Source organism: Sphingosinicella sp. LHD-64 (assembly GCF_031157375.1).
GTDB lineage: Bacteria > Pseudomonadota > Alphaproteobacteria > Sphingomonadales > Sphingomonadaceae > Allosphingosinicella.
In genome coordinates this window covers 1,007,905-1,029,893 of record NZ_JAVIFV010000001.1, presented here as the reverse complement: position 1 = coordinate 1,029,893, position 21,989 = coordinate 1,007,905, and the positions used below count along the sequence as shown (strand labels likewise).

At 68.8% G+C, this 21,989-nt stretch carries 21 protein-coding genes and 2 tRNA genes; 19 read left to right on the top strand and 4 right to left on the bottom strand.

Annotated features, from left to right (window positions below; genetic code table 11):
- The first annotated feature begins 146 nt into the window (after nucleotides 1-146).
- Both proB and RCO27_RS04940 read left to right on the top strand, forming a co-directional pair.
- Nucleotides 147-1,304, top strand: coding sequence for a glutamate 5-kinase (gene proB, locus RCO27_RS04945; protein WP_309001522.1), 1,158 nt, complete (start codon nucleotides 147-149; stop codon nucleotides 1,302-1,304).
- The gene (locus RCO27_RS04940; protein ID WP_309001521.1) at nucleotides 1,301-2,542 is read left to right on the top strand and encodes a glutamate-5-semialdehyde dehydrogenase; all 1,242 of its coding nucleotides are present in this window, start codon (nucleotides 1,301-1,303) and stop codon (nucleotides 2,540-2,542) included. Before proB ends, RCO27_RS04940 begins: the two co-directional genes overlap by 4 nt.
- Before the next feature lie 114 nt (nucleotides 2,543-2,656).
- Here the strand turns inward: RCO27_RS04940 and RCO27_RS04935 are convergent, their stop codons facing one another.
- On the bottom strand, nucleotides 2,657-3,004 hold the full coding sequence (locus RCO27_RS04935; RefSeq protein WP_309001520.1) for a hypothetical protein: 348 nt from the start codon (nucleotides 3,002-3,004) through the stop codon (nucleotides 2,657-2,659).
- A 71-nt stretch (nucleotides 3,005-3,075) separates the two neighbouring features.
- Here RCO27_RS04935 and RCO27_RS04930 point away from each other — a divergent pair, with 71 nt between their 5' ends.
- From RCO27_RS04930 to leuD, 11 genes are all read left to right on the top strand, one after another.
- Nucleotides 3,076-4,818, top strand: coding sequence for a homoserine dehydrogenase (locus RCO27_RS04930; RefSeq protein WP_309001519.1), 1,743 nt, complete (start codon nucleotides 3,076-3,078; stop codon nucleotides 4,816-4,818).
- A gap of 11 nt (nucleotides 4,819-4,829) precedes the next feature.
- Nucleotides 4,830-5,783: a homoserine kinase gene (locus RCO27_RS04925; protein WP_309001518.1), complete on the top strand. Its 954-nt coding sequence runs from the start codon at nucleotides 4,830-4,832 to the stop codon at nucleotides 5,781-5,783.
- Nucleotides 5,780-7,072, top strand: a complete 1,293-nt coding sequence (thrC, locus tag RCO27_RS04920; protein WP_309001517.1) for a threonine synthase — start codon at nucleotides 5,780-5,782, stop codon at nucleotides 7,070-7,072. The genes RCO27_RS04925 and thrC overlap by 4 nt, the downstream gene beginning before the upstream one ends.
- Nucleotides 7,073-7,082: 10 nt before the next feature.
- Nucleotides 7,083-8,765, top strand: coding sequence for a dihydroxy-acid dehydratase (locus tag RCO27_RS04915; protein WP_309001516.1), 1,683 nt, complete (start codon nucleotides 7,083-7,085; stop codon nucleotides 8,763-8,765).
- Nucleotides 8,766-9,078: 313 nt separating this feature from the next.
- A complete protein-coding gene (gene ilvC / locus RCO27_RS04910; RefSeq protein ID WP_309001515.1) occupies nucleotides 9,079-10,089 on the top strand; it encodes a ketol-acid reductoisomerase in 1,011 nt (336 codons plus the stop codon).
- Between the two features lie 69 nt (nucleotides 10,090-10,158).
- Entirely contained in the window at nucleotides 10,159-11,814 is a 1,656-nt protein-coding gene (gene ilvG, locus RCO27_RS04905; RefSeq protein WP_309001514.1) for an acetolactate synthase 2 catalytic subunit, read from the top strand.
- Nucleotides 11,811-12,095: an ACT domain-containing protein gene (locus tag RCO27_RS04900; RefSeq protein ID WP_309001513.1), complete on the top strand. Its 285-nt coding sequence runs from the start codon at nucleotides 11,811-11,813 to the stop codon at nucleotides 12,093-12,095. Before ilvG ends, RCO27_RS04900 begins: the two co-directional genes overlap by 4 nt.
- On the top strand, nucleotides 12,092-13,666 hold the full coding sequence (locus RCO27_RS04895) for a 2-isopropylmalate synthase (RefSeq protein WP_309001512.1): 1,575 nt from the start codon (nucleotides 12,092-12,094) through the stop codon (nucleotides 13,664-13,666). The genes RCO27_RS04900 and RCO27_RS04895 overlap by 4 nt, the downstream gene beginning before the upstream one ends.
- 12 nt (nucleotides 13,667-13,678) lie before the next feature.
- Nucleotides 13,679-14,776: a 3-isopropylmalate dehydrogenase gene (gene leuB / locus RCO27_RS04890; RefSeq protein ID WP_309001511.1), complete on the top strand. Its 1,098-nt coding sequence runs from the start codon at nucleotides 13,679-13,681 to the stop codon at nucleotides 14,774-14,776.
- Complete coding sequence (gene leuC, locus RCO27_RS04885) at nucleotides 14,773-16,209, top strand: 3-isopropylmalate dehydratase large subunit (RefSeq protein ID WP_309001510.1); 1,437 nt, start codon at nucleotides 14,773-14,775, stop codon at nucleotides 16,207-16,209. Before leuB ends, leuC begins: the two co-directional genes overlap by 4 nt.
- Nucleotides 16,206-16,805: a 3-isopropylmalate dehydratase small subunit gene (gene leuD / locus RCO27_RS04880; protein WP_309001509.1), complete on the top strand. Its 600-nt coding sequence runs from the start codon at nucleotides 16,206-16,208 to the stop codon at nucleotides 16,803-16,805. Before leuC ends, leuD begins: the two co-directional genes overlap by 4 nt.
- On the opposite strand, the gene RCO27_RS04875 is transcribed toward leuD, so the two are convergent.
- Together RCO27_RS04875 and RCO27_RS04870 are read right to left on the bottom strand one after the other, a co-directional pair.
- Complete coding sequence (locus RCO27_RS04875) at nucleotides 16,802-18,265, bottom strand: amidohydrolase family protein (RefSeq protein ID WP_309001508.1); 1,464 nt, start codon at nucleotides 18,263-18,265, stop codon at nucleotides 16,802-16,804. The genes leuD and RCO27_RS04875 overlap by 4 nt on opposite strands.
- Before the next feature lie 143 nt (nucleotides 18,266-18,408).
- Nucleotides 18,409-18,482, bottom strand: a tRNA-Cys gene (locus RCO27_RS04870).
- Nucleotides 18,483-18,549: 67 nt separating this feature from the next.
- Here RCO27_RS04870 and RCO27_RS04865 point away from each other — a divergent pair.
- Genes RCO27_RS04865 through RCO27_RS04845 form a run of 5 tightly spaced genes read left to right on the top strand, consistent with a single transcriptional unit; the run spans nucleotide 18,550 to nucleotide 21,220 of the window.
- Nucleotides 18,550-19,293, top strand: coding sequence for a ComF family protein (locus tag RCO27_RS04865; RefSeq protein ID WP_309001507.1), 744 nt, complete (start codon nucleotides 18,550-18,552; stop codon nucleotides 19,291-19,293).
- 41 nt (nucleotides 19,294-19,334) lie between these two features.
- Nucleotides 19,335-19,595: a glutaredoxin 3 gene (gene grxC, locus RCO27_RS04860; protein ID WP_309001506.1), complete on the top strand. Its 261-nt coding sequence runs from the start codon at nucleotides 19,335-19,337 to the stop codon at nucleotides 19,593-19,595.
- Complete coding sequence (locus tag RCO27_RS04855; protein WP_309001505.1) at nucleotides 19,592-20,425, top strand: carbon-nitrogen hydrolase family protein; 834 nt, start codon at nucleotides 19,592-19,594, stop codon at nucleotides 20,423-20,425. Before grxC ends, RCO27_RS04855 begins: the two co-directional genes overlap by 4 nt.
- A complete protein-coding gene (locus RCO27_RS04850; RefSeq protein WP_309001504.1) occupies nucleotides 20,422-20,850 on the top strand; it encodes a DUF1178 family protein in 429 nt (142 codons plus the stop codon). The genes RCO27_RS04855 and RCO27_RS04850 overlap by 4 nt, the downstream gene beginning before the upstream one ends.
- A gap of 19 nt (nucleotides 20,851-20,869) precedes the next feature.
- A complete protein-coding gene (locus RCO27_RS04845) occupies nucleotides 20,870-21,220 on the top strand; it encodes a VOC family protein (protein WP_309001503.1) in 351 nt (116 codons plus the stop codon).
- Here RCO27_RS04845 and RCO27_RS04840 read toward each other — a convergent pair whose 3' ends face one another.
- Complete coding sequence (locus RCO27_RS04840) at nucleotides 21,221-21,757, bottom strand: DUF3617 domain-containing protein (protein WP_309001502.1); 537 nt, start codon at nucleotides 21,755-21,757, stop codon at nucleotides 21,221-21,223.
- A gap of 148 nt (nucleotides 21,758-21,905) precedes the next feature.
- Here RCO27_RS04840 and RCO27_RS04835 point away from each other — a divergent pair.
- A tRNA-Arg gene (locus RCO27_RS04835) sits at nucleotides 21,906-21,982 on the top strand.
- Nucleotides 21,983-21,989: the final 7 nt, after the last annotated feature.

Sequence of the window (21,989 nt, the reverse complement as noted above, 5' to 3'; positions counted from 1 at the left end):
AGGGGGTGCGGATGCAAAGCCCTGTGCTCATGGTGATGCTCCTGCCGACGGACCTGTCGCCGTCGCTTTTAGGCTGACAAGGGCGCCCCACGCTGTCAAGAGCCGCCCCCGCGCCGGGTTCGTTGCGGCGCCAGACCGAGGTTCGCATGGCGATGGAGCGAGGGACAGCCGCCGCGTCTGAGCCCGCGCGGCTGCTGAAGGCCGCGCGGCGAATCGTCGTGAAGATCGGGTCCTCGCTGCTGATCGGCGACAGCGGCGATGCCGCGCGGGTGGGCTGGCTGGCGAGCGTCGGGGCGGACATCGCGGCGCTGAGGGCCGAGGGCAAGCAGGTGATCGTCGTTTCCTCGGGCGCCGTGGCACTGGGGCGGGGGAAGCTCGGGCTCAGGCGCTCGGCGCGGCTCGACCACAAGCAGGCGGCCGCAGCAGCGGGTCAGACGATGCTGATGCAGGCCTGGGACGCGGCAATGGCGCCGCACGATGTTCCGACGGCACAGCTGCTGCTCACGCTCGAGGACAGCGAGAAGCGCCGCCGCTGGCTCAACGCCCGCGCCACCATGGAGGTGCTGCTCGCCCAGAGTGCGCTGCCGGTGATCAACGAGAATGACAGCGTCGCCACCGACGAGCTGCGCTATGGCGACAATGACCGGCTCTCGGCACGCGTCGCCCAGATGCTGCGCGCCGATCTGCTGGTGCTGCTCTCCGATGTCGACGGCCTCTACACCGGCGACCCGCGCCACGATCCCGCGGCCGTCCATATCCCGCATGTCGCCGATGTGACGGGTGCGATCGAGGCCCATGCCGGCGGGGCTGCCGCGGCCGGGGTCGGATCGGGCGGGATGCGCACCAAGATCGTCGCCGCGCGGATCGCGGGCGGTGCCGGCTGCGCCACCCTCATCGCGGCCGGGCATGAGCATCATCCGCTCCGGCTGCTGGCCGAAGGCGCCCGGGCCACTGCGTTCGGGGCGCACGGATCGCCGGCGCGGGCCTACAAGCAGTGGATCGCCGGCACGCTGGAGACGGCGGGCACACTCGTCGTCGACGATGGCGCGGCGCGGGCGCTGGCCGGCGGCAAGAGCCTGCTTCCGGCCGGCGTGACGGCAGTCGAGGGCGCGTTCGAGCGCGGCTCCTGCCTGACCGTCCGCACCCTCGCCGGCGCCGAGATCGCGCGCGGCATCTGCGCCTATACGGCTGACGAAGTGCGGACGATCGCCGGGGCGTCGAGCAAGGGGATCGAAGCCCGCCTCGGCTATGCGGGGCCGGACGCGTTGATCCATCGCGACGATCTGGTGATGCTGGGATCATGACGCTGGACACAGACATGCTGGCGATGGGCGCCGCCACGCGGACTGCGGCGGCCGTGTTGCGCGATGCTTCCGCCGAGACGCGGACCGAGGCGATTCGGGCCGCCGCCCGGCATATTCGTGCGCAAGCCGCAGCGATCCTGGCCGCCAATGCCGAGGATGTCGCGAAAGCGAGCGGGCTGGTCGATCGCCTGCGACTCGACCCCGGGCGGCTGGAGGGCGTCGCCGCCGGCGTCGAGGCGGTGGCCGGCTTGCCCGATCCGGTCGGGCGGGAGCTGGCGCGCTGGCGGCGGCCCAACGGGCTCGACATTGCGCGGGTCGCAACGCCGATCGGCGTCATCGGCATGATCTTCGAAAGCCGGCCCAACGTTGCTGCCGACGCCGCCGCGATCTGTCTGCGCGCCGGCAATGCGGTGATCCTGCGCAGCGGATCGGACGCGCTCGGCACCTGCCTCGCCCTCCACGCCGCGATCGCCGCCGGTCTCGCCGAGGCAGGGCTGCCGGCGGCGAGTGTGCAGCTCGTTCCGACCGAGGACCGGGCGGCGGTCGGGCTGATGCTGCAGGGCCTCGGCGGCGTGATCGACCTCATCATCCCGCGCGGCGGCAGGGCGCTGGTCGAGCGGGTGGAACGCGAGGCGCGGGTCGCGGTGCTCGGCCATCTCGAGGGCATCTGCCACACCTATCTGCACGCCTCGGCCGACCCGGCGATGGCGCTGGACGTGGTCGTCAATGCGAAGCTCCGGCGCACCTCGGTCTGCGGCGCGACCGAATGTTTGCTGGTCGATCACGCCGCGGCCGCTGCTCTACTGCCCCCCATCGCCGGAGCCTTGCAGGCCGGCGGCTGCGAGTTGCGCGGGGACGATGCGGCGCGGAGAATCGTGCCGGACATGGCCGCGGCGAACGCGGACGACTGGGGCCGGGAATATCTCGCGCCGATCCTCGCCGTGCGCGTCGTCGACGGCCTCGACGCGGCGATGGCGCACATCGCGCGCTATGGTTCGGGCCACACCGAGGCGATCGTCGCGGCCGATGATGCGGCCGCCGAACGCTTCCTCAGAGAAGTCGACAGCGCGATCGTCATCCGCAACGCCTCGACCCAGTTCGCGGACGGCGGCGAGTTCGGATTCGGCGCCGAAATCGGCATTGCCACGGGCCGCCTCCACGCCCGCGGACCGGTCGGCCCGGAACAGCTCACGACGTTCAAATATGTTGTACGGGGCGCCGGGCAGACCCGGCCGTGAACATTTGACGTAGGAAGATCTTCCAAAGATTAGCCACTCAGCGTGCGAATCTTGCCGAAACCGTCAGGCTCCCGTCGTCATCCCGGCAAAGGCCGGGATCCAGTTTTTCTTCTTCTAGATCAGCGGATTGAAGGAAGGTGGATTCCGGCCTTCGCCGGAATGACGAGAGGCGGCAGTCACGCGATCATCGTGAACCGTCCCGACACCGAAAATTAAGGCGGTTGACGGATAGCCGTTCTCGTCTCCATGCTTAAGGGCAAGCGAACCGGCCACGCGGGCCGGCTTGCGGCGATGAGGGAAATGGCACCGATGTTGACGGCTGCACAGTTCCGGGACCTTGGCCTTGCCGGCAACGGCGAGGGCCTTGTCGCGCGCCTCGCCACCACGATCATTACCATTACCACCACCCGAAAGCGGGGCGGTAGCGGCTGATCTTGAGGCCCAGAAACCTGAGAGTTTCACCGACCCGCTCCCCGACACCGGCGAGCGGGTTTTTTCATGCCTGCCGCCCAGGACACGAAAGCGACACGACGATGGATGGACAGGATCAAAGCGAACCGGAGCGCAAGCTCTGCGTCCTCAAATTCGGCAGCTCGGTGCTCGAATGCGAGGACGATTACCGGACCTGCGCGCAGGAAGTGTACCGCCACATCCGCGACGGCGAGAAGGTCGTCGCCGTCGTTTCCGCGATCGCCGGCGAGACCGATGCGCTGCTCGCCCAAGCCAACCGGGTCGGCGGCGATCCGGCGCCCGCCTTCGTCGCCCGGCTGGCGCGGGTCGGCGAACTCCATTCGGCGGCTTTGATGGGGCTGGCGCTCAACCGCATGGGGGTACGCACCTGGGTGCTCGATCCCGACGAGATGGGGCTGGTGGCCGAGGGCGCGCCGCTCGATTCCAACCTGACCGGCCTCGACGCCGATGCGGTCAACGCGAAGCTCAGCGATCATGACGTGGTCGTGGTGCCGGGCTTCACCGCGGGCCATGCCGAGTATGGCGTGGTGACGCTGGGCCGCGGCGGGACCGATTTGTCCGCCGTCTTCTTCGCCGGCCGGCTGGGCTCGAAGCGGGTGCGGCTACTGAAGGATGTGGACGGCGTCTACGCGCAGGATCCGGCGGTCCATCCCAATGCCGAGCGCTACGGCGCGCTCTCCTACGAGCTCGCCGCCGGGGCCAGCAAGGGGCTGATCCAGCCCAAGGCGATCGATGCGGCCAGGGCGGAGGGGATCACGATCGAGATCGCCGCGATCGGCCATCACGAGGCGACGGTGATCGCCGCGCTGCCGGCGCGGCGCGAGGTGCCGCTCCAGTTCCCGAAGCTGCGCGTCGCCCTGCTGGGCTGCGGTGCGGTCGGGGCAGGGGTGCTGTCTTATCTCCAGCAGCGGCCGGACCTGTTCGAGGTCGGCCCGGTGCTGGTCCGCAATCCCGACGGGCGGGAGCGCTATGGCGACGAGGCCTATACCGACGATCTCGCCGTCGCGCTGCGCGCGGAGCCGGACCTGCTGGTCGAGGCGATCGGCGGCGCCGACTATCCGGCCGACATCATGTGCAGGGCGCTGAAACGCGGCGTCCATGTCGTGACGGCGAACAAGGCGGCGCTCGCCGGCCATTACGACGCGCTCCATGCCTGCGCCGAAGCGGGCGAGGCGAGCCTCGCTTACTCTTCGGCGGTGGGCGGCGGGACGCCGGTTCTGGAGACGCTCGAGCGGCTCCGGGGCGAGGGCGTGGTCGCCGTCGAGAGTGTGATGAATGGCACGTGCAATTTCCTGCTGAGCCAATTGGCCCAAGGCGTCGCCTTCGATGATGCCGTGGCCGAGGCGCAGCGGTTGGGTTTCGCCGAAGCGGACCCCTCGACCGACGTCGACGGACATGATGCGGCCGACAAGCTGTCGCTGCTCGTGCGCCGCGCCTTCGGCGTCGCGCTGCCGCCGTCAAAGATCGCGAAGGACTCGCTGCGGCAGGTCGATGCCGAAGCGGTGCGCGCCGCGCTTGCCGAGGGCAAGGTGCTGAAGCAGGTCGGGCGCTGCGTGCTCAAGGCCGACGGCTCGGTGGAGGCCTCGGTACGCGTCGAGGCGCTGCCGGCGGATCATCCGCTGGCCGGCGCGGTCAACGAGGAGAACCGCTTCCTGGTCCGCCAGGGCGATGGCCGGGTCCATGCCGTCTATGGTAAGGGCGCGGGGCGCTGGCCGACGGCGGCGGCCGTGTTCGGCGACGTCATGGACCTGCAGCGGCGGCTTGCCGCCGAGGCGCAGGCCGCGCCGTTGAAGCTCAGCGCGTGAGGAGCGGCGTGATGCGTGAACGATCCATGGCGAGCGCGCCGGCGAGCATCGGCAATGTCGGTGTCGGCTTCGACGTGCTGGGCCAGGCCTTCGATGCCGTCCGCGACCGCGTGACCGCGGCGCGCGAGGCGCGGCCCGGCGTCCGGCTCGGCGCCGTCTCCGGTCTCGTGTCCAGCCTGCCGGCCGAGGTCGAGCGCAACACCGCGCTCGCCGCCTCGCAGGCGCTTCTCGACGCGGCGGGCGCCGATTTCGGCGTGCGACTCGACATCGACAAGGGCGTGCCGGTGAGCGCCGGCATGGGTGGATCGGCCGCCTCGGCGGTCGCTGCAGCGGTCGCGGTCAACGCGCTTCTGCCTCGGCCCTATGCGCATGAGGAGCTGCTGCCCTTCGCGCTGGAGGGGGAGCGGGTGTCCTCCGATCCGCCGCCCTGGGACAATGTGATGGCGAGCCTGCTCGGCGGCCTCGTCCTCGCCGCGCGCGAGGAGCCAGACTTCGTCCAGCGCCTGCCCGCCCCCTCCGGTCTCGTTGCCGTGCTGCTTCATCCTTCTGCGAAGGTGGAGACGCGCGCGGCGCGCAAGCTGCTGAAGGGCGAGGTGCCGATGCGCGTCGCGGTCGAGCATTCGCGGCGGCTCGCGGCCTTCGTCGCCGGCTGCGTCGGCAACGACATGGGCCTCATTCGCGCCGGCCTCGAGGATGTGCTGGTCGAGCCGCAGCGCCAGCATCTGCTGCCGGCGCTGCCGCAGGTGAAGGCGGCGGCGCTGGGCGCCGGCGCGCTCGGCTGCTCCTTCTCGGGCTCGGGGCCTTCGGTATTCGCGTGGGCGCTCGCCGCCGATGCGGACCGGGTGGAAGCCGCGATGGCCGCGGCGTTCCGCGAGGCCGGCCTCGACGCGCGCGCCTATCGCGCCCCGGTCGATTCGCCGGGCGCGCGGCTGGAGCGCACCGTCCCGGTTTCGGCGGCGGCATGAGCATGCGCTATGTCAGCACGGGCGGGCGGGCACCGGCGGTCGGGATCGGCGCAGCGATCCGCGCCGGCGCCGCGCCGGATGGCGGGCTCTACCTGCCGGAAACTATGCCGCAAGCGATCGACGCGGATCTGCCGCTGTCGGAATTTGCGGCGGCGATCCTCGCGCCGTTCTTTGCGGGTGATGCGCTCGCGAAGGAATTGCCGAGCATCTGCGCCGAGGCACTGGATTTCCCCGCGCCGCTGGTCCCGGTCGCATCGGGCTTGCACGCGCTGGAACTGTTCCATGGGCCGACCGGGGCCTTCAAGGATTTCGGCGCCCGCTTCCTGCTCGCCTGTTTCGACCGGATCGGCGATCCGGCGGATCCGCTTACCGTGCTGGTCGCGACCTCCGGCGACACCGGTGGCGCCGTCGGTTGTGCGGCGGAGGGACGGAGCGCTGTCAGGGCCGTGATTCTCTATCCCAAGGGGCGGGTCTCGCCGTTTCAGGCGCTGCAGCTCTCGTGTTGGGACGATCCGGTGCGGGCGCTGGAGGTCGAGGGCGATTTCGACGACTGCCAGCGGCTGGTGAAGGCCGCCTTCGCCGATGCCGATCTGACCGAGGCTCACAACCTGACTTCGGCCAATTCGATCAATATCGGCCGTCTGCTGCCGCAGATCGCTTATCTGGCCCACGCTGCGGTCCAGGCGAAGCGGGCAACTGGCAAGGATGTCGGCTTCATCATCCCGAGCGGCAATCTCGGCCACGGTTTCGCGGCGCTCTACGCCCGGGCGATGGGCTTTCCGATCCGCCCGATCCTGCTCGCGACCAACGCCAATCGCACGCTCGCGGACTGGAAGGCGACGGGCGTCTACGCGCCGCGCGCTTCAATCGCGACCATTGCCAATGCGATGGACGTCGGTGCGCCGAGCAATTTCGAGCGGGTCGCCGCTTTGCCGCCCGAGCAGCGCAAGCTCGGCGTCGAGCTGGTGACGGACGATCAGATCCGGGATCGCATCCGCGCCGAATATGAGACCAGCGGCTATGTTTGGTGCCCGCATGGCGCGACGGCGGCCGAGGCCTATGCGCGGCTCTCCGATCGATTGCGCGACGAGGTCACTTGGATCGCCGCGGCGACGGCGCATCCCTATAAGTTCGCGGAAACCGTCGAGCCGTTGATCGGCCGGCCGATCGCGCCGCCGCCGGCGCTTGCCGCGATACTGGATCGCGCCGCGTCGAGCATCTCCATCCCGGCAAGCCTTGACGCGCTTGCCCATGCCCTCCAACCGCACCACGAACCCACGGCTGCCTGAGTAAACCGACATGTCCCAAGATCATTTGCCTTCCGACGAGATGAAGGGCGGCCCGGCGCGTGCCGCCGCCCGCGCGATGCTGCGCGCCACCGGGCTCGACGACGAAGCGATGGCGAAGCCGATGGTGGCGATCGTCAACACCTGGTCAAACGTCACGCCCTGCAACATGCACCTGCGCGACCTTGCCGGACATGCCCGCCGCGGCATCATCGAAGCGGGGGCGACGCCGTTCGATTTCAACACGATCGTCGTCACCGACGGCATCTCGATGGGCACGCGCGGTATGCGCGCCTCGCTGATGAGCCGCGAGGCCATCGCCGATTCGGCCGAGCTCGCGGTGCGCGGCCATTCGCTCGACGCGGTGCTGTTCATCGTCGGCTGCGACAAGACCATTCCCGCCGCGGCGATGGCGGCGGCGCGGCTCGATGTGCCGAGCGTCATCCTTTACGGCGGCTCGATCATGCAGGGGCGGCTGGGCGAGAAGAAGCTCACCATCCAGGACGTGTTCGAGGCGATCGGGGCGCACAGCGCCGGCACGCTCGACGATGCCGGCCTGCTCGCGGTCGAGAAGGCGGCCTGCCCGGGCGCAGGCGCCTGCGGCGGCCAGTTCACCGCCAACACGATGGCGCTGGCGATGACCTTCCTCGGCCTCTCGCCCGCCGGCCTCAACGACATCCCGGCGACCCATCCCGACAAGCCGAAGGCGGCCGAAGAAGCCGGGCGCATTCTGGTCGAGGCGCTCAACGCCGGCCGCAATGCGCGCAGCCTGATCACGCCGGAAAGCCTGCGCAACGCGGCCGTGGCGGGCACCGCGACGGCAGGGTCGACCAATCTCGTCCTTCATCTCCTCGCCATCGCGCGGGAAGCGGGAATCCCCTCGGACCAGTTCAACATCGACCTGTTCGACGAGGTCAGCCGCGCCACGCCGGTGATCGCCGACCTGAAGCCCGGCGGCCGCTTCATGGCACCCGACATGAGCGAAGCGGGTGGCTCGGCCTTGCTCGGCCGGCGGCTGATCGACGGCGGGCTCATTACCGACACGCCGACCGTGACCGGCCGGAGCCTGTTCGAGCTGTTTGCGGGCGCGGCGGAAACGCCGGGGCAGGAGGTGATCCTCTCCGCCGAGAGGCCGCGGAAAGCGCGCGGCGGTTTCGGCATCCTCTACGGCAACATCGCGCCGGACGGCTGCGTGGTGAAGCTCGCCGGCCACGAGCGGCTGCGGCACGAAGGGCCGGCCAGGGTCTATGAGGGGGAGGAGGCCTGTTTCGACGCGGTCACCCATGGCGAGATCGACCATGGCGATGTCGTCGTGATCCGCGGCGAGGGGCCGGTCGGCGGCCCCGGCATGCGCGAGATGCTGGCGATCACCGCCGCGATCCAGGGGCGCGGGCTCGGCGACACCGTCGCGCTCGTCACCGACGGGCGATTCTCGGGCGCGACCTACGGCTTCATGGTCGGCCATATCGCGCCGGAAGCGGCGAAAGGCGGGCCGATCGCGCGGCTCAAGACCGGCGACCGGATCGTCATCGACGTCGAGGCGCGGGTTATCGAAACCGACGCGGATCTCGCCTCGCGCGATCCGGCGCCGCTTCGGGAAACCGGTGAAAGCACAGGTGCTTACGCCAAATACGCCCGCCTCGTCGGCTCGGCCTCGCAGGGGGCGGTGACGAGCGGGGCGGATACGGCTTGTTAACCATCCGGCCTGTATCGGGACGATGGAATTTTGGACGGGGGCGATTTTTGGGGTTGCCAGGATTCCGCGCGTCCGTATCCTAAGCGCGATTTTTCGACGGAGCTTTTGGTGAACCTGAACGCGATCCGCGTTGAGACCCTGACGGTGGCCCTCCCGGCCGCCGCGCTCCTTATTACCCTTATCGTACTTATTAGCTTCCCGATGGGAGCGGTAACCGGCTGACGGTCCTGGACGAGATAGGACCAGAAACACGGAACCCCCGCTCCCCACCGGAGCGGGGGTTTTTCTTTGTGCTTTGCGAAGGAGAACCCAGGTGGAACGGATCTACACGGACGACGATGCCAATCCCGCGGCCTTGAGCGGCAAGGTCGCGATCATCGGCTATGGCAGCCAGGGCCGGGCCCATGCCCGCAACCTGCGCGACAGCGGCTTCGACGTGGTCGTCGGCGCCCGCCCCGGCGGCGGCGCGGAGAAGCGTGCCAAGGCCGACGGTTTCGCACCGGTCACCCCGGCCGAGGCGGCAGCGCAGGCCAGCCTGGTGGCGCTGCTCAGTCCCGACATGAGCCACAAGGAAGCTTATAGCGAGGCGATCGCGCCGAACCTCCAGCCCGGCGCGGCCTTGCTCGTCGCCCATGGCTTCTCCGTCCACTATGGCGAGATCGACCCGCGCCGCGACGTCGACATCGTCCTCGTCGCGCCGAAGGGTCCCGGCGATCTCGTCCGTCGCGAGTTCGAGATCGGCCGGGGCGTCCCCTGCCTGTTCGCCGTCCAGCAGGACGCGAGCGGCAATGCCCGTGACAAGGCGCTGGCCTATGCGCAGGGCATCGGCGGCACCAAGGGCGGCGCGATCGAGACGACGTTCGCCGAAGAGACCGAGACCGATCTGTTCGGCGAGCAGGCGGTGTTGTGCGGCGGCGCGAGCGAGCTGGTCGTCGCCGGTTTCCAGACCCTGGTCGAGGCGGGCTACAAGCCCGAGGTCGCCTATTTCGAGTGCCTGCACGAGCTGAAGCTGATCGTCGACCTGATGTACGAGGGCGGCCTCGCCAAGATGCTGCACTTCGTCTCGGAGACGGCCAAGTACGGCGACTTCGTCTCCGGCCCGCGCGTCATCAACCACGAGACCAGGGCGCGGATGCGCGAGGTGCTGGCCGACATCCGCAACGGCAAGTTCGCCAATCAGTGGATCGAGGAGAACCAGGCCGGCAAGCCCAAATACCAGCAGATGTACGACGCCGATCTCGAGCAGCCGATCGAGAAGGTCGGCGCGCGTCTGCGCAACCAGATGGCCTGGCTGCAGAGTCAGCCGGCTTCGAAGGCGGCCTAGCGCATGTCCCGAAGCGCTTCAGCCGTCTCACCGTCCCCCACGCAACGGGCGAACCCGGCCGCCGAACTGGTGTCCGGGGCCCGCCTGGTTGTGGAGGCGCTGGAGCGCGAGGGCGTGCGCCATGTCTTCGGCTATCCCGGTGGCGCGATCATGCCTGTGTATGACGCGCTGCCGGGATCAGGCCTGCAGCATATCCTGGTCCGCCACGAGCAGGCGGCGGCGCTGGCCGCCGATGCCTACGGTCGCGTCACCGGCCGGCCGGGCGTGTGCCTCGCGACCTCCGGTCCCGGCGCGACCAACCTCGTCACCGGCATCGCCAACGCCTTCCTGGACAGCGTGCCAATGGTCGCGATCACCGGCCAGGTCGCTTCGCCGCTGATGGGCACGGACGCCTTTCAGGAAGTCGACATCTTCGGGATCACGCTGCCGATCGTGAAGCACAGCTACCTGATCCGTAGCGTCGAGGAGATCCCCGAAATCTTCGCCGAAGCCTTCATGCTCGCCCGGTCCGGCCGGCCCGGTCCGGTGCTGATCGATCTGCCCAAGGACATGGGCCAGAAGCGGATCGCGGTCTCCGGCGATCATCCGACGGTTTCCGCGCCGGTCTGGCCCGCGCCGAATGGCGAGGCGATCGAGCGCGCGAACGCGCTGATCGCGGCGGCGCGCAGCCCCGTCCTCTATTTCGGCGGCGGCGTTTCCATCGCACGCGCCGAGCGCGCGCTGCGCGACTTCGCCGCCCGCACCGGCATCCCCTCGGTCGCCACCCTGAAGGGGCTGGGCGGCCTGCCGACCGATACGCCGGGTTTCCTCGGCATGCTCGGCATGCACGGCACCCGCGCCGCCAACATGGCGGTCGACGAGAGCGATCTGCTGATCTGCGTCGGCGCCCGTTTCGACGACCGCGCGACGGGCAAGCTCGACACCTTCGCCGCCAAGGCGAAGGTCATCCATCTCGACGGCGATCCGGCCGAGATCGGCAAGCTGCGCCGGCCCGAGGTCGCGATCCCCGGCGACATCGCGCGCGCGCTGGACCTGCTGACCGCGGTCTCCGCCGATATCGCCGCATGGCAGGCCAAATGCGCCGCCAATGCCGAGCGCTGGGCCTTCGCTTATGACGCGCCCGGCAATGGCATCTACGCGCCGGCCATGCTCAAGCAGTTGAGCGAGGCCGCGGGCGACAAGCTGATCATGACCTGCGACGTCGGCCAGCATCAGATGTGGGTGGCGCAGCATTGCCGCTTCACCCGGCCGCAGGCGCATCTCACCAGTGCCGGCCTCGGCACGATGGGCTACGGCATCCCGGCCGGGATTGGCGCCTTGTTTGCCGAGCCGGATGCGACCGTCGTCACCGTTTCGGGCGACGGCTCGATCATGATGAACATCCACGAGCTGGCGACGATCCGCCGCTACCGGATCCCGCTCAAGATCGTGCTGCTCGACAACGGCACGCTCGGCATGGTCCGCCAGTGGCAGGAGCTGTTCTTCGACGAGAATTTTTCGGAGGTCGACCTCAGCGACAATCCCGACTTCGCCGAGGTCGCCCGCGCCTTCGGCATCGAGGCGTTCACGATCGACCACCGCAGCGAGGTGCCGGGCGCGATCGACCGGCTGCTCCGCACGGAGGGGCCGATCTTCTGCCACGTCCGGATCGATCCGCGCGAGAATGTCTGGCCTTTGGTGCCGCCCAACAGCGCAAACACGCAAATGATGGAGAAGTCCCGATGACCCCAAGCGCTTACAACCAGAGCGCCCGTCTCTTCATCGAGTTCGCGACCGCGGAGGGTGCCGTCGTGCGGATGATTGGCCTCGTCGAGCGGCGCGGCTTCCTCGTCCGCCGCGTCGCCATGGCCGAGCAGCCCTGCGGCCGCCGCGCGACGCTCACCCTCATGGTCGAGGGCCGCGATCTCGGCCGTTCCGCCGACACGCTCGCCCTCCAGCTCGGTCGTCTTCACGGCGTCGGCCGGGTCGAGACCGAAACCGCCCTCATTCAGGATCAGGCCGCATGAACCGGGTACGCATTTTCGACACCACCTTGCGCGACGGCGAGCAGGCGCCGGGCTTCTCGATGACCGAGGAAGGCAAGCTCAAGATGGCCCGCACGTTGGCGGCGCTGAACGTCGACGTGATCGAGGCCGGCTTCGCCGCCGCCTCGCCCGGCGACTTCCGCGCCGTCCAGGCGATTTCGCGCGAGATCGAGGGGCCGGTGATCTGCTCGCTCGCCCGCGCCCATCGCGGCGATATCCAGGCATCGGCCGACGCCTTGGCGCCGGCGGCCAGGAAGCGCATCCACATCTTCCTCGGCACCAGCCCGATCCACCGCGACTTCAAGCTCCACATGAGCCGCGAGCAGGTGATCGCGTCGATCCATGAGTCGGTCGCCTTCGCGCGCCAGTTCACCGACGATGTCGAATTCTCGGCCGAGGACGCGATCCGCACCGAACGCGACTTCCTCGTCGAGGCGCTGTCGGTCGCGGCGGCGGCGGGAGCGGGGACGCTCAACGTCCCCGACACCGTCGGCTACACCACGCCCGAAGAGATTTACGACCTGTTCCGTTATCTCGGCGACCATGTCGTGCGCGATCCGGACGTGGTGTTCTCCGCCCATTGCCACGACGATCTCGGCATGGCGGTCGCCAACTCGCTGGCCGCGGTACGCGGCGGGGCGCGGCAGGTAGAATGCGCCGTCAACGGCATCGGTGAAAGGGCGGGCAATTGCGCGCTCGAGGATGTCGTGATGGCGCTGAAAACCCGTAGCGACACGTTCGGCGTCTCCACCCGCGTCGACACCACCAAGATCATGGCCGCCAGCCGGATGCTCGCCCAGGTCACCAACGTCTCGCCGCCCAGGAACAAGGCGATCGTCGGGGCCAACGCCTTCGCGCACGAGGCGGGCATCCATCAGCACGGCGTGCTGCAGAACCGGGAAACCTACGAGATCATGAAACCGGAAGACATTGGGCTTGCGACGGACGGCATCGTCCTCGGCAAGCATAGCGGGCGCCACGCGCTCGCCTCGCGCGCGGAGGAACTCGGCTATCTCCTCGAAGGCGAGAAGCTCGACCGCGCCTTCGCCGCATTCAAGGATGTGGCGGACGAGGTCGGCATCGTCGATACGGCGCGTCTCGCTGCGTTGCTGGCGTCGCTGGACGGCGACAGCGACGAGAAATTGTGGACCCTGTCGCGGGTCGAGATCCGCGCGCCCGCGACACCCAATGCGTGGCCGGTGGCCCGGGTCGAGCTGGAACATGGCGACCGTGGCCGCCTGACCGATCTCGCTTCCGCTCCGGGCGCGCTGGATGCGGCGTTCCAGGCGGTGAGCCAGATCATGGGTCTTCCCGCCCGGGTCGACGGGCTCGACATGCAATATGTCGCCGCCGAGGAGGGTGATGAAGGCGGGCAGGGCGCCAACGTGCTGGTCGAGATCCGCATCGCCGTCGAGGGCGAGGTCTTCGCCGGCCGTGCCCGCGCGCGCGACATCCTGCCCTGCTGCGTCTCGGCCTATATCGACGCCGCCGGCAATGCCGCCGCCGTCCGCCGCGTCCGCGCGGCGATGCCGGCCGCGCGTGCGGCCGCATAGGGAGAGCGAGACATGACACGTATCGTTCTCCTGCCCGGCGACGGCATCGGGCCCGAGGTGATCGAGGAAGGCCGCGCCTGCCTCGAGCTGATCTCCGACGCCGCCGGCCTCGGCTTCGAATTCGAGAGCCATGACTTCGGCGGCATCGCGATCGACCGGCACGGCATGCCGCTCCCCGACGCGACGCTGGCCGCCTGCAAGGACGCCGACGCCGTGCTGATGGGCGCCGTGGGCGGTCCCAGGTGGGACGACGCGCCGGCGCGGCCGGAAGCGGGCCTGCTCAAGCTGCGTGCGGGCCTCGGCCTGTTCGCCAACTTGAGACCCGCGCGCGTCATGGCGGGAATGGAGGCCCTGTCGCCGCTCAAGGCCGAGGTGGCGGCGGGCGCCGACATCCTGGTGGTGCGCGAGCTCACCGGCGGCGCCTATTTCGGCGAGAAGAGCTACAGCGACGATTTCGCGTCGGACACCTGCGTCTACACGCGGGACGAAATCGAGCGCGTCGCCCATGTCGCCTTCGGCGTCGCCCGGCAGCGGCGAGGGAAGCTGACCTCGATCGACAAGGCCAATGTACTGGCGACCTCCAAGCTCTGGCGCCGCGTCGTCAACGAGGTCGCGGCGGACTATCCCGACGTGGCGGTCGATCATCTCTATGTCGATGCGGCCGCCATGGCGCTGGTCACCAATCCGCGCCGCTTCGATGTGATCCTGACCGAGAACATGTTCGGCGACATTCTGTCCGATGAAATGTCGGTGATCAGCGGCTCGATCGGCCTCCTCGGCTCCGCGAGCACCGGTGGCGCCGGCCCCGGTCTGTTCGAACCGATCCACGGCTCCGCGCCCGACATCGCCGGTTGCGACATCGCCAACCCGGCCGGAATGATCGCCAGCGCCGCGATGCTGCTCGACCACCTCGGCCATCACGATCTCGCGCGGCTGCTCGATGCCGTGGTGGAGGAGGTGCTGGCGGAGGGCTGTCGCACCGCCGACCTGGGCGGCGACGCACGCTGTTCAACCTTCGGCGCGGCGGTGCGGACGAAGCTAGAGACCGGCCTTGTGAAGATGGAAGCGCTGCGCGATCTTGTCGCAATGAATCGAGGCTGCTGCGGATGAGCGCAACATCGCGCACGCTTTACGAGAAGATCTGGGATGCACATGTCGTCGAGAAACGCGACGACGGCACCTGCCTGATCTACATCGACCGCCATCTCGTCCATGAGGTGACGAGCCCGCAGGCGTTTGAAGGTCTGCGCGCCGCCGGCCGCAAGGTCCGCCGGCCGGACCTGACTCTGGCCGTCCCCGACCACAACCTGCCGACCACCGCGCGCGTCGGCGCAGACGGGCAGCGTCTGCCGATCGCCGATCCGGCCAGCGCCGGCCAGCTCGCCGCGCTGGAGCGCAACGTCGCCGAGTTCGGCGTGCCCTATATCGGCGCGACCGACGCGCACCAGGGCATCGTCCACGTCGTCGGGCCGGAACTCGGTTTCACGTTGCCGGGGACCACCCTCGTCTGCGGCGACAGCCACACGGCGGCGCACGGTGCCTTGGGCTCGCTCGCCTTCGGCATCGGCACCAGCGAGGTCGAGCATGTGCTGGCGACCCAGACCCTGCTGCTCAAACCCTCGAAGACGATGGAGGTCCGCGTTGATGGTGCGCTCGGTTTCGGTGTCACGCCCAAGGACCTGATTCTCGCCATCATCGGCAAGATCGGTGCCGCCGGCGGCACGGGCTATGTCATCGAATATAGCGGCGTCGCTTTCCGCGAGATGAGCATCGAGGGCCGCCTCACCGTCGCCAACATGTCGATCGAGGCGGGCGCCCGCTCTGGCCTGTTCGCGCCGGACGAGAAGACCTTCGCCTATCTCCAGGGCCGCCCGATGGCGCCGGCCGGCGAGGACTGGGAGCGCCTGGTCGCCTGGTGGAAGACCCTGCCGACCGACGACGGGGCGGTTTTCGACGCCAGCGTCACCCTCGACGCCGGAACGATCGCCCCCAACGTCACCTGGGGCACGTCTCCCGAGGACGTCGTCCCGATCACCGGCGCCGTCCCCGATCCCGAGAGCTTCGACGATCCGGCCAAACGCGAAGCCGCGCGCAAGTCGCTGGCCTATATGGGCCTCGCCCCGGGCACCGCGATGCGCGACGTGCCGGTCGAGCATATCTTCATCGGTTCCTGCACCAACAGCCGGATCGAGGATCTGCGCGCTGCCGCCGACGTCGTGCGTGGCCGGCGGGTCAGCGGCGGCGTCCGTCAGGCGTTGATCGTCCCCGGATCGGGGCTGGTGAAACGTCAGGCGGAGGCCGAAGGGCTCGATCGCATCTTCACCGAGGCCGGCTTCGAATGGCGCGAGCCGGGTTGTTCGATGTGCCTGGCGATGAACCCGGACAAGGTGCCGGCGGGCGAGCGCTGCGCCTCCACCTCCAATCGCAACTTCGTCGGCCGGCAGGGGCCGGGCGCGCGCACCCATCTGATGTCTCCGGCCATGGCCGCCGCCGCGGCGGTGAGCGGCCGCCTCGCCGACGTGCGCGATCTGGTGCCGGCATGAGCGGCCGCGAGCGCATCGAGGGCCGCGCCTATCCGTTCGGCCGCCGCAACGTCGACACCGACGTCATCATACCGGCCGCGCACTTGAAGACGATCACCCGCGCCGGCCTCGGCCAGCACGCCTTCGAGACGGTCCGCGCCGAGCCGGGCAACGTCTTCGACGATCCGGTCTATGCCGGCGCGCCGGTCCTGATCGCCGGCGACAATTTCGGCTGCGGCTCCAGCCGCGAGCACGCCGCCTGGGCGCTCGTCGACATGGGCGTCCGCGTAGTGATCGCGCCGAGCTTCTCCGACATCTTCTCCGGCAATGCTTTCAAGAACGGCATCGCGGCGGTCGTCCTGCCGCAGGCTGCGGTCGATCGCCTGCTCGAGGTCGCCTGCGCCCAGCCGGTGACCGTCGACCTCGAGACGATGAGCGTCACCACCCCGCTCCAGGACCGTTTCGTCTTCGAGATGGATCCGTTTCGTCGCGAATGCCTGCTGAAGGGGCTCGACGAGATCGGCCTCACCCTGGCGAGCGAGGCGGCGATTGCGGCATATGAAGCCGCGACGCCATCCCTGAACTGGGGCCGGCCCCTCAGTCTTTCCACCGCCTAGCGCGGCGGTCCGAAAATCACCTGATCGGGCAGCCGCGCGGTGTCGACGATCCGCCCGCGTGCGATCACCATGTCGAGCGCGCGGATGTTGCGGATGTCGGCGCTCGGATCGGCGCGGAGCAGGATCAGGTCGGCGATCCTGCCGGGCGCGATCGTCCCAAGCTCGTCCGCCATGCCGGCCGCCGCGGCGCCGTTGCGGGTCGCCGCGCTGATCGCCTGCAACGGCGTCATGCCGAGCTCGACCAGGCCTTCGATCGCCCGCAGGCTGCCTTCGCCTGGCTCCTGTTCGGGCGGCTTGGGTGTGCGGCGGAACTCCGGTGCGTCGCCGAGATAATTGTCGGTGGCGATGGTGACGCGGCATCCGGCGCGGATCAGCCGCTCGGCATTGCGCCGCTGAATCTCCTCTTCCTCGCCGAGCCGCTCGACGCGCCGGTTGCGTTCGGCGGAGGTGGTTGCCGGCGGCTCAGCCGCGATCTCCGCTTGGGCGGCGGTCCGCGCAGCGATCTGGCGCTGCCGGATGTCGCCGGTCACGACGTTCGCACGGATCGCGCACAAGGTGCCGCGACGCACGATCAGCTCGATGAGATCCTGCGGCAGGTCGCGGCTCATCAGCTCGGGATGCTGGATGAGATCGATCCCCGCCTCGACCGCGATACGCAGCGCTTCCGAACTGGTGGCATGGGTCTCGACCATCCGGCCGCGGCGGTGCGTCTCCTCGATGATCACCCGCTGCGCGCGGGGCGAGAAGCCGATCAGCGACGGACGCATGAAATGGCTGGTGCCGCCATATTTGACGAAGTCGACGCCGAGATCGAGGTAGCGGTTCATCGCGCCGCGCAATTCTTCGGGCGTCATGTCGAGCAATTCCTCGCCCATGCCCTGGGCGAGAATGTCGTTCCACTGCTCCTGGAAGGCCGAGAGCTCGGAATCATCGGTCAGCGAATAGGTGCGGGAGAAAGGGCCGCCCCAGCCCAGGATGTTGCCGGCGACGAGCAGGCGCGGGCCTATCGCCTCGCCGCGCGCGATTCGGTCACGAACCGCGAGCAGGGGCGGTAGCACGCCATAGCTGTCGCGGATCGTCGTCACGCCGACCCTGAGGTGACGCTGGGCGAACTCCAGCGCCAGCTCCTCGTTGCGATTGGCATAGCGCACCGACGTGTCCCGCCGGGCCGGATTGCCGTAGACCGTGCCGTGGACGTTGCTGTCAACGAAGCCGGGCAACAGATAACGCCCGCGCCCATCGATCGCCTGCGCGCCGGGCGAATGGCGCTGGCCGCGATTGACCGCGACGATGCGGCCGTCGGCGATTTCCACCGTCATGTCCGGCCGCGGTGGCGCACCCGTGCCGTCGATCATGGTCACGCCGACGATCGCGATCCGCTCCTCAGCCAGCGCAGCCGTTGCCAGGAGCAGGAATATGGCGGCAAACAGTCCCGCGATCGAGCGCGACGCAACGGTCATGCGCAATGATCCTCTCCTCTCCGGCCGGCGGATGACAGGGGAGGAGGATGACGCGCCGCCCCTCATGACGACCATGGCCGCTGCTGTCTCGCCCGGCGAGGATATGCCTGCAAGTCACCATTCTCGGGGTGTCAGGAAGTCTCTGGAGGCCCGAGCCGGAATCGAACCGGCGTGCAAGGATTTGCAGTCCTCTGCGTAACCACTCCGCCATCGGGCCGCCGCGGGCGAAATGGTCGGCTTTGGCGGGGCTGTCAACCGGCGAGATGCTGTGGCAGGCTGGGGATATGCCGGCTGCCGATCTCCTGAGCCGCCTGGTTATGCGGCCCGCGCTCGATTTCGCGCTGCCGCCACGCTGCCCCGGTTGCGGGGCTGTGACGGCCGATCCGCATCGCTTCTGCCTGGGCTGCTGGTCTCAGCTCGCATTCCTCGGCGACCCATGTTGTGCGCAATGCGCCCTGCCGTTCGACTATGATGCGGGCCCAGACGCCGTCTGCGGCGGCTGCCTTGCCCATCCGCCGCGGTTCGACCGGTTGCGGGCTGCGGTCACCTATGGCGAGATTCCGCGCGCGGTCGCGCTGAAGCTCAAATACGGCCGGCCGGGAGTGGCCGAGACGATGGCGCGGTTCATGGTGCGGCATATCGGCGCGCAGGCTGATGCCATTCTGGTGCCGGTGCCGCTGCATCGCTGGCGAATCTGGCGGCGGGGGTACAACCAGGCCGCGCTGATCGCAGGCGCGCTGGCGCGACAGGCCGGATTGGAGGCGCGGCTCGATCTCATCGCCCGGATTCGGCGGACGCCGCCGCTCAAGGAGATGAGCCCGCGCGAGCGGCGCGAGGTCTTGCGCGGTGCCTTCAAGGTGCCGGCCTATCGCAAGGCCGAGGTGAAGGGCCGGGCCTTCATCCTGGTCGACGATGTCTATACCAGCGGCGCTACCGCGAACGGTTGCGCGCGGGCGCTGAAGCGGGCCGGAGCAGAGAGGGTCGATGTCGTGACCTGGGCGCGGGTGGTGAAGAACGCCGATCATTGACAAGGTGCGGCGAGGCCCTCACTTCGAGAGCCGAGGACGACATGGCTCACGTCGAGATCTACACCAAGGCTTTCTGCTCCTTCTGCGTCGGCGCCAAGCGGCTGCTGGATCGCAAGGGCGTGATCTACGAAGAACATGACATCACCATGAGCGGTTCGAAGCGTGGCGAGATGATCGACCGCGCCCGAGGCCGGACCACCGTGCCGCAGATCTTCATCGACGGACGCCATGTCGGCGGCTGCGACGACCTGCATGCACTCGAGGACGCCGGCCGACTCGACGGGCTGTTGAGCCCGCAATGAAGATCGCCGTCTACCAGGCGCAGACCGGTATCGATCCGGCCGCGAATGCGCGCGATCTGGTCGGCGGGGTCGAGGAGGCTGCCGCCGGGGGCGCCACGATGCTGTTCACGCCGGAAATGAGCGGCCTGCTGGACCGCGACCGCTCCCGGGCGATGCAGCATCTCCATTTCGAGAGCGACGATCCGGTGCTGGCGGCGGTGCGCGAAGCCGCTGCGAAAGCGGGCCTGTGGGTCCATATCGGCTCACTCGCCCTGCTCGACGCGGATGGCGACAAGCTGGTCAATCGCGGCTTCGTGATCGACGGCACCGGCGGGATCCGTGCCCGCTACGACAAGATCCATCTCTTCGACGTCGATCTGCCGACCGGCGAGAGCTGGCGCGAATCCGCTGCCTATCGCGGCGGTACGCGCAGCGTCGTGGCCGATACGCCGCTTGGCGGCCTCGGCCTGTCGATTTGTTACGACCTGCGTTTCGCGGACCTGTTTTCCGCTCTGACCAATCACGGCGCGACGTTGATCAGCATCCCGGCCGCCTTCACCGTGCCGACAGGCGAGGCGCACTGGCATGTGCTGATGCGGGCACGGGCGATCGAGGCGGGCGTGTTCGTGATCGCGGCCGCGCAGGTGGGCCGGCACGAGGACGGGCGGGTGACCTTTGGCCACAGCGTGGTCGTCGATCCTTGGGGCAAGGTGCTGCTCGACATGGGCGGGGAGAGCCCCGGCCTGGGCTTTGCCGAGATCGATCCGGCGCAGGTCGAGGAGGTGCGCGCGCGACTCCCCGCCATTCTTCACCGCCGTCCGATCCCGCGACCGGAGCGGTTCGCGTCGTGATCGTCTTCGACCTCAAATGCGGTGCCCAGGAGCACGTCTTCGAAGGCTGGTTCGGCTCTTCGGAAGACTATGATTCGCAACGCGCGCGGGGCCTGGTCACCTGTCCGATCTGCGGCGATGCCGAGATCGGCAAGGCGCCGATGGCCCCACATGTCGGCGCCAAGGGCAACCAGGCGCCTGCCGATCCGGCGGCGGTCAAGAAGGCGCTCGCCGAGATGGCGGACCTCCAGCAGCGGATGCTGGAGAACAGCGATTTCGTCGGCGACCGCTTTCCCGACGAGGCGCGCGCCATCCATCTCGGCGAGGCGGAAGCCCGCGCCATCCACGGCCGCGCCAGCCGCGACGAGGCGAAGACGCTGGTCGATGAGGGCATTCCCGTCGCGCCGCTGCCATTCCCCGTGCCGGAGCGCGGCAAGAAGCACTAGAATTTCGCCGGAGGTATGCGTGACGGTCAAACGCGTCGTGGCCAACATCGCCGTTTCCAGCGTCGAGGGGGCCAAAGCCTTCTATGGCGACATTCTCGGCATGCAGGTTGCGATGGACCATGGCTGGATCGTGACCTTCGCGAGCGATGCGCAGGCCAGAGCACAGGTCAGCATCGCGACCGAGGGCGGCTCGGGCACGCCCGTTCCCGACCTGTCAATCGAGGTCGACGATCTGGACGAGATCCATCGCCGCGTCAGGCAGGCCGGGATCGCAATCGAATACGGCCCCGCTTCAGAGCCTTGGGGCGTTCGCCGCTTCTACGTCCGCGATCCGTTCGGACGGCTGGTGAACATCCTCAGCCATGATTAGCTATTGCGCGGCCGGCGCCGTCTGGCATTCGCCGAGGCGGCGGGCGCGCACCCGCATGTCGCTGCGCACGGCGGTCTGGCCCTCACCGGCGCTGAGATCCATCTCCATCTCGTAGCTGGTCGGCGAGATGACGCCCTGCATCGAGACGCGGGTGGGCACGCCACTCTGGACGCAGGAGAAGGTCGCCTGGATGCGGCCGTCCGTCACGTTGTTGCTTTCCGAGACGCAGCCGGGCGGCAGCGCGCCGCCAGCCATGATCCCCTCGACCGGCTTGTTCGCCTGTTCGGGCGTGATGCACTGGCTGGTCGTCGTCGGCGGGGTCTGCGGCATCGGGGTGCCCGGCATGCCGGTCATTTCCATCTTCAGAACCTCGACCGTCGTCTCCCACTGACCCGGTTGCAGTGCGAGGATTCGCGGCGCCGCCGTCTGCGTGTTGGCGCTGGCGGTCGCAGCATTGTTGTTTCCTGCCGTCTCGCTGGTCTGGCCCGAACAGCCGGCGAGAATCGCCACACCCAGGATTGCGGTCACGTGCTTCATTGCTGCCCTCCCTGAAAATTGTTTGCCCTCGGCGCGGGCATAAAGGCAGGACGGTCAGGAAGGTTCCCGATCGGGCAACTACCGGACGGGTCGGCATGGGCGCGGTTGACCCGCTTTCCTCTCTGTGGAAAGGCCGGTGTCGAGGCAAGGCCCCGTAGCTCAGCAGGATAGAGCAACTGATTCCTAATCAGTAGGCCACAGGTTCGAATCCTGTCGGGGTCACCATTTTCTC

Bases quoted from the DNA above. Each gene is read 5' to 3' on its own strand.
- proB (WP_309001522.1), top strand. From the start codon at position 147: ATGGCGATGGAGCGAGGGACAGCCGCCGCGTCTGAGCCCGCGCGGCTG.
- RCO27_RS04940 (WP_309001521.1), top strand. From the start codon at position 1,301: ATGACGCTGGACACAGACATGCTGGCGATGGGCGCCGCCACGCGGACT.
- RCO27_RS04930 (WP_309001519.1), top strand. From the start codon at position 3,076: ATGGATGGACAGGATCAAAGCGAACCGGAGCGCAAGCTCTGCGTCCTC.
- RCO27_RS04925 (WP_309001518.1), top strand. From the start codon at position 4,830: ATGCGTGAACGATCCATGGCGAGCGCGCCGGCGAGCATCGGCAATGTC.
- thrC (WP_309001517.1), top strand. From the start codon at position 5,780: ATGAGCATGCGCTATGTCAGCACGGGCGGGCGGGCACCGGCGGTCGGG.
- RCO27_RS04915 (WP_309001516.1), top strand. From the start codon at position 7,083: ATGTCCCAAGATCATTTGCCTTCCGACGAGATGAAGGGCGGCCCGGCG.
- RCO27_RS04900 (WP_309001513.1), top strand. From the start codon at position 11,811: ATGACCCCAAGCGCTTACAACCAGAGCGCCCGTCTCTTCATCGAGTTC.
- RCO27_RS04895 (WP_309001512.1), top strand. From the start codon at position 12,092: ATGAACCGGGTACGCATTTTCGACACCACCTTGCGCGACGGCGAGCAG.
- leuB (WP_309001511.1), top strand. From the start codon at position 13,679: ATGACACGTATCGTTCTCCTGCCCGGCGACGGCATCGGGCCCGAGGTG.
- leuC (WP_309001510.1), top strand. From the start codon at position 14,773: ATGAGCGCAACATCGCGCACGCTTTACGAGAAGATCTGGGATGCACAT.
- leuD (WP_309001509.1), top strand. From the start codon at position 16,206: ATGAGCGGCCGCGAGCGCATCGAGGGCCGCGCCTATCCGTTCGGCCGC.
- RCO27_RS04875 (WP_309001508.1), bottom strand. From the start codon at position 18,265: ATGACCGTTGCGTCGCGCTCGATCGCGGGACTGTTTGCCGCCATATTC.
- RCO27_RS04865 (WP_309001507.1), top strand. From the start codon at position 18,550: ATGCCGGCTGCCGATCTCCTGAGCCGCCTGGTTATGCGGCCCGCGCTC.
- grxC (WP_309001506.1), top strand. From the start codon at position 19,335: ATGGCTCACGTCGAGATCTACACCAAGGCTTTCTGCTCCTTCTGCGTC.
- RCO27_RS04855 (WP_309001505.1), top strand. From the start codon at position 19,592: ATGAAGATCGCCGTCTACCAGGCGCAGACCGGTATCGATCCGGCCGCG.
- RCO27_RS04840 (WP_309001502.1), bottom strand. From the start codon at position 21,757: ATGAAGCACGTGACCGCAATCCTGGGTGTGGCGATTCTCGCCGGCTGT.